Source organism: Moorena sp. SIO3H5 (genome assembly GCF_010692395.1).
Classification (GTDB): Bacteria; Cyanobacteriota; Cyanobacteriia; order Cyanobacteriales; family Coleofasciculaceae; genus Moorena.
Window position 1 is genome coordinate 1 of record NZ_JAAHHS010000542.1, and the last position, 4,189, is coordinate 4,189.

Consider the following 4,189-nt stretch of genomic DNA (forward strand, 5'->3'; position numbering starts at 1 on the left):
ATTTTAACTATAGATTATTCACTATGACTAGTAGTAATCCTGTTATGGTAGTCGGAACGGAGCACAATTACCATTGTTATCGCAGTCCAGGCTGCTGGAATCATCTGATGTAGCCGCTGGATTAGCCAAATCACCATTGAAAATTAGGACATCTGCAATCCGATCAGGTCCACTGATTTCGGTTAGTTCTTCAATAGAACCGTGAACAATCATTTCTGGTGTAGTGTAGGTTTTTAGCATGGTGTTAGTTTCGTTATACTTATTGTGGTTTAAAGTAGTTACACCCTAAGTTAAACTAATGATTACTTATCATTAGTAGTAATCCTATTACGGTAGTTGGAACGGTTCACAATTATTATTGTTATCGCAGTCTAGGCTGATTGAGTCATCTGATTGAGCTGCGGGATTATTCAAATCACCATTGAAAATCAGCACATCTGTCATCCGATCAGGTCCAGCGATTTCGGTGAGCTCTTCAATAGAACCGTGAACAATCATTTCTGGTGTAGTGTAGGTTTTTAGCATGGTGTTAGCTTCGTTATACTTATTGTGGGTTTAAGGTAGTCACACCCTGATTTAAACTATTAATTACTCACTATCACCAGTAGTAATCCTGTTACTGTAGTTTGAACGGATCACAATCATTAACTGCTTTACAGTCTAGGCTGATTGAGTCATCGGATTCAGCTGCGGGATTACTCAAATCACCATTGAAAATCAGCACATCGGCAATATCATCACGTCCAGCGACTTGGGTGAGCTGCTCAATGGTGCCGTGAACGAGCATTTCTGGTGTAGTGTAAGTTTTTAGCATGGTTTTACTTTCCTTTTGCTGATAGTAGTTTACGGTAGTTACAGCCTGAATTGGACTTACGGTATTTCAAAGGTTGTGCCCAAACCACAATCCCAAGCAGATTCCCTGCCAAGTTAGACTTAGGGTGTCACTTGGGTGCGGTCAAGCCACAACGCTAAGATGATTCCCTGCCAGACTGTCATGCAGTCTTTTTCTCGCACCCTGCCTCCTGAGGTCATGCGTCGATGAACTTGTCTCAGAAAGTCTGTGTCAACATACCCTTCAATGAGTTCAAGCTTATTCAAGATCACGTCGTCGAATACCTGACGATTTACGGTGAGCAGACCGTGAATAAAGTTTGGACCCATATGGGCTTTGCCTCCTCGCCACTGGACAGCTTTTGGTAATATATCGGCCATCCCACGGCGCAATACCATCCGACTCCATCCCTGGTAAAGTTTCTGCTCGGAAGGCAGTGCTAGACAGAATTCAAGTAGCCGCTTATCCATAAAGGGATGACGAGCTTCGAGGGAAAATGCAGCATTGTAGCGGTCGAGCTGCTCTAGAATCAGGGGAAATATACCTTGGCTTAGATTACGCCAGTGGTCTTCTCTGACTGTGAGTGATGGTTGATCGGATTTGTCCAATGCGTGGATACGCTGATCCATTCCAATGCGTTCAGCAAAGTTGCGATTAACCAGAGGTGAAACAGAACTAGCTGACTTGTCTTTTCTGCGCCACTTTCGCCAAAGTTGCTTGATTGCTTCCGGAACTAATGCGTTGAGTCCATGATTGAGCAACAGGTGCTTACGGGAGATGCGAAAACGCTTGTGAATCTGATGTACAGCTTTTGCAAAAGCAATCCACCGTAACTGCTTGGCGAGGGTTTTTAGGTGTAGGATACTGTAGTGTTTAAGCAAGGCTTGGGGTGAGTTACCAAAATGTTCGGAAAATGCTTCAGCTTCCTGGACAAAGGTTTCCCACTCTCCTTGATGGGCTAATTCTGTCAGTCTAGACACACCATGAAACACGACATTATCGCCATCGAGACCATCTAAAACAATTCGCATCCCTGCTTGCTGAGCAGCTTGACTCAGTCGCCAAGGATAATGATGACTTGGACCAAGTAAGGCTTCGTCTTCATACTGCCAAATGTCCTCAACGTCTGACAGCGGACCAAACTGGTCAGCATGAACATAGTGGGGAATTAGTCCACCCTGTTCTAAAACAGCATTGATGAAGGGACGTTCATCACACTCAGTCACTTTGTCAAAAATGTTGGAGAAGCTGTGGAGTTGAGCATCTCCTGTTTCAGCCAGTAGTTTCCTGGCTACACAAGTGATTGAGGAAGAATCTAATCCACCGCTCAAGTGAGAACCAATGGGAAAAGCACTACGAAGACGACAACGAACTGCTTCGGTAAAGATGTCACGAAATGCTTCAGCATAGGCTTCGTCCGAGTCTAAGATCAGCTCACGATTTGGGTCTAGAGACCAGTAACAGTTTAGCTCTATCCCTGACTGACTAACGACCATGGTGTGAGCAGGAGGAAGCCGCAAAATGTTGTCATAGGTGGTGATGACTTTGTCTTCCATCATCAGGGCGACATAGTCAGCCATCCTAACTTCGTTAAGACGCTTTGGTACAAAGGGTAAACAGAATAGTGCTTTGATTTCAGAGGCAAAAATAAACCCTTGACCGGATTGGTGATAGTAATAGAAAGGCTTAACCCCAACATGGTCTCTAGCACAGAAGAGGATCTGTTTGTGCTTATCCCAGATAGCGAAAGCAAAGTCACCTAATAGTTTTTCTGGACACTGCTCTCCCCATTTTTCATAAGCGGCTAAAATCAGTTGGCTATCGGTAATTTTTTCCGCTGGAAGGTCGTTCAACTCTAGAGCAATAATCAGTTCTTCTCGATTATCAATCCGAGCATCAGCAGTAATCACTAAATTTTGGGAGTGATTAACTAAAGGTAACTTTTCCAGCAGCGATTCAGGAGTAGTCCACAGCATCCGATGACCGAGACCAACAGACCCCTGGCACCAGATATCTGCTCCGTCTGGTCCCCGGTGGGCAAGGATATCTAACATTTGCCCAATATTTTCCCGGTCTATTGGTTCTTGATCGAGGTAGTAAATCCCGACAATGCCACTCATAGTTTGCCTCCTTTAAACGATGGTAGTGGAGTAAACCGTGAAAGGTCTCTGAGATAACCAATCACAACTTGTCCTTGGTTTTCCACCCATGCATGAGCTTCTAATTTTCCTCCCTCCCCTTTGGCAACACCAATTCTGAGTTGAGGGGAGTAACCACAACGACTCATTAGTACTTGTGTGGTTAATGCTCTAGCTAAACACTTGACACCACCTGGCATGTAGCGACTGCTGAGATTAACAGCTCCAACAATTTTGCTTAGGTGAGTTTGGTTTACGCTTTGAGCTAATGGTGATGGCTGACTGATTTTTGCTACCAGTCGTCGCAATGTCTGAAATGGTAGTAACCATAGCCCTAATCTGATTAATCCTAGTAAAATGAACGTGTTAATCACAAGTTGACGTTCTCTACTAGTCAGGCGCAAGAACTTACGCAACCGCTTCATCTTTTACCTCAATTAGTCCAACTGCTGCGAATTCTTGGAGTAATGCCAAAAGATCGCGATCGCATTTTTCCGGCTCAACTTCATACTCTGCTAGCAGTGAATTCCGAATTTCGTCTAAAGTTTTCGGTTCCTGGATCATATTCCAGATGCTAGCACCTACGGGATTCAAGCCATAGTAAACTCCCGACTTCATATCGAGGATGATTGCTTCTTCTCCAATATCAGAAGATAGTTGCTCTTGAGTTGCGACTACAATTGAAGACTTTGAGATAGTACAATCCAAACTCATGATTTTTTATTCTCCAAGTAATTATTGCTGTTATATAAAACTAGTGAGGTAATTATCTGGACTTATAATTAATGGATTGAGAGTAATTGCCCAGATTTCTATGGTTAACTAGCCCTGATCGTTGTTACTTTTAGTAAAGTCATGATATATTAGATACATAACTTGATTATTTTGAGGATTTAGTGTAAGCTAGTATTTCTTGATATAGGGTTTATAAACCAGTTGTCAAAATCCATCATCCCAAAATAATGGCGTTGCTGAATTAAGGAATGAATGCGCGGACATCTGGTTTTATTAAAGCCCCCGTTGGTCCCCCAATTCTCGGGGACTTGTCAGCCATGCAAAGCGCGAGTGGTGGAGACCACGGCAGTTGCTCATTGGGGAAACCCCCAAGACCGTAATGGTGCGTTTGATCCGTAATTAAATTCGCCACGGGTCGCACCTCTGCATCGCTTCTGCAAACACCGATCTACCCTTTCACCATCTCATTATCAGTCCATATTCA

General features: G+C 43.7%; 7 protein-coding genes. All 7 read right to left on the minus strand.

The genetic code is table 11. The annotated features are described in order from the left end of the window. Positions 1 to 42: 42 nt before the first annotated feature. The 7 genes from F6K52_RS33130 to F6K52_RS33160 all read right to left on the minus strand — a co-directional run bounded on the left by F6K52_RS33130 (position 43) and on the right by F6K52_RS33160 (position 4,117). Positions 43 to 240, minus strand: a complete 198-nt coding sequence (locus tag F6K52_RS33130) for a lasso peptide (protein WP_293088878.1) — start codon at positions 238 to 240, stop codon at positions 43 to 45. An 87-nt stretch (positions 241 to 327) separates the two neighbouring features. Beyond that, positions 328 to 525 (minus strand): lasso peptide, encoded by a 198-nt coding sequence (locus tag F6K52_RS33135; RefSeq protein ID WP_293088880.1) that lies wholly within the window; start codon positions 523 to 525, stop codon positions 328 to 330. A 91-nt stretch (positions 526 to 616) separates the two neighbouring features. After that, positions 617 to 814, minus strand: coding sequence for a lasso peptide (locus tag F6K52_RS33140; protein WP_293088882.1), 198 nt, complete (start codon positions 812 to 814; stop codon positions 617 to 619). 119 nt (positions 815 to 933) lie between these two features. Continuing rightward, complete coding sequence (locus tag F6K52_RS33145; protein WP_293088885.1) at positions 934 to 2,952, minus strand: lasso peptide isopeptide bond-forming cyclase; 2,019 nt, start codon at positions 2,950 to 2,952, stop codon at positions 934 to 936. After that, complete coding sequence (locus F6K52_RS33150; RefSeq protein ID WP_293088887.1) at positions 2,949 to 3,395, minus strand: lasso peptide biosynthesis B2 protein; 447 nt, start codon at positions 3,393 to 3,395, stop codon at positions 2,949 to 2,951. The genes F6K52_RS33145 and F6K52_RS33150 overlap by 4 nt, the downstream gene beginning before the upstream one ends. Further along, positions 3,379 to 3,684 (minus strand): PqqD family protein, encoded by a 306-nt coding sequence (locus F6K52_RS33155; RefSeq protein WP_293088889.1) that lies wholly within the window; start codon positions 3,682 to 3,684, stop codon positions 3,379 to 3,381. Before F6K52_RS33155 ends, F6K52_RS33150 begins: the two co-directional genes overlap by 17 nt. A 262-nt stretch (positions 3,685 to 3,946) precedes the next feature. Continuing rightward, positions 3,947 to 4,117, minus strand: a complete 171-nt coding sequence (locus F6K52_RS33160; protein ID WP_293088891.1) for a hypothetical protein — start codon at positions 4,115 to 4,117, stop codon at positions 3,947 to 3,949. Positions 4,118 to 4,189 lie beyond the last annotated feature (72 nt).

Excerpts from the sequence above, each read along its gene's own strand:
- F6K52_RS33155 (WP_293088889.1), bottom strand. The coding sequence starts at position 3,684 with ATGAGTTTGGATTGTACTATCTCAAAGTCTTCAATTGTAGTCGCAACT.
- F6K52_RS33150 (WP_293088887.1), bottom strand. The coding sequence starts at position 3,395 with ATGAAGCGGTTGCGTAAGTTCTTGCGCCTGACTAGTAGAGAACGTCAA.
- F6K52_RS33145 (WP_293088885.1), bottom strand. The coding sequence starts at position 2,952 with ATGAGTGGCATTGTCGGGATTTACTACCTCGATCAAGAACCAATAGAC.
- F6K52_RS33140 (WP_293088882.1), bottom strand. The coding sequence starts at position 814 with ATGCTAAAAACTTACACTACACCAGAAATGCTCGTTCACGGCACCATT.
- F6K52_RS33130 (WP_293088878.1), bottom strand. The coding sequence starts at position 240 with ATGCTAAAAACCTACACTACACCAGAAATGATTGTTCACGGTTCTATT.
- F6K52_RS33135 (WP_293088880.1), bottom strand. The coding sequence starts at position 525 with ATGCTAAAAACCTACACTACACCAGAAATGATTGTTCACGGTTCTATT.